The organism is Neisseria sp. P0021.S006 (assembly GCF_051956895.1).
Window position 1 is genome coordinate 1 of sequence record NZ_JBQCWZ010000969.1, and the last position, 556, is coordinate 556.

Below are 556 nucleotides of genomic sequence, written 5' to 3' on the forward strand. Positions count from 1 at the left end.
GCCTTATGCTTAAAATCTAAAAAATATTACAAAGGAATCCATCATGTTTACCCTATACGGAGAAACTTTCCCTTCACGGCTGCTGCTCGGTACGGCTGCTTATCCGACGCCGGAAATCCTCAAGCAGTCTGTTCAAATCGCGCAACCGGCGATGATTACCGTTTCGTTACGCCGCGCCGGCAGCGGCGGCGAAGCGCACGGGCAGGGCTTTTGGTCATTGTTGGAAGAAATGGGCGTACCTGTGTTGCCCAATACCGCAGGCTGCCAAAGTGTGCAGGAAGCCGTAACTACTGCACAAATGGCACGCGAAGTGTTTGATACCGATTGGATCAAGCTCGAACTCATCGGCGATGATGACACCTTGCAGCCGGATGTGTTCCAACTGGTTGAAGCGGCGGAAATTCTGATTAAAGACGGCTTTAAAGTGCTGCCTTATTGCACCGAAGACCTGATTGCCTGCCGCCGACTGCTTGACGCAGGCTGTCAGGCGTTGATGCCGTGGGCGGCGCCGATTGGCACGGGTTTGGGCGCGGTTCATGCTTATGCGCTGAAAGTC

At 53.8% G+C, this 556-nt stretch carries 1 protein-coding gene; it reads left to right on the plus strand.

What is annotated here, in order from left to right; genetic code table 11:
• Positions 1–43 precede the first annotated feature (43 nt).
• Positions 44–556: thiazole synthase (locus ACTHUM_RS18205; protein ID WP_440403710.1), on the plus strand; the 513-nt coding region annotated here is incomplete at its 3' end.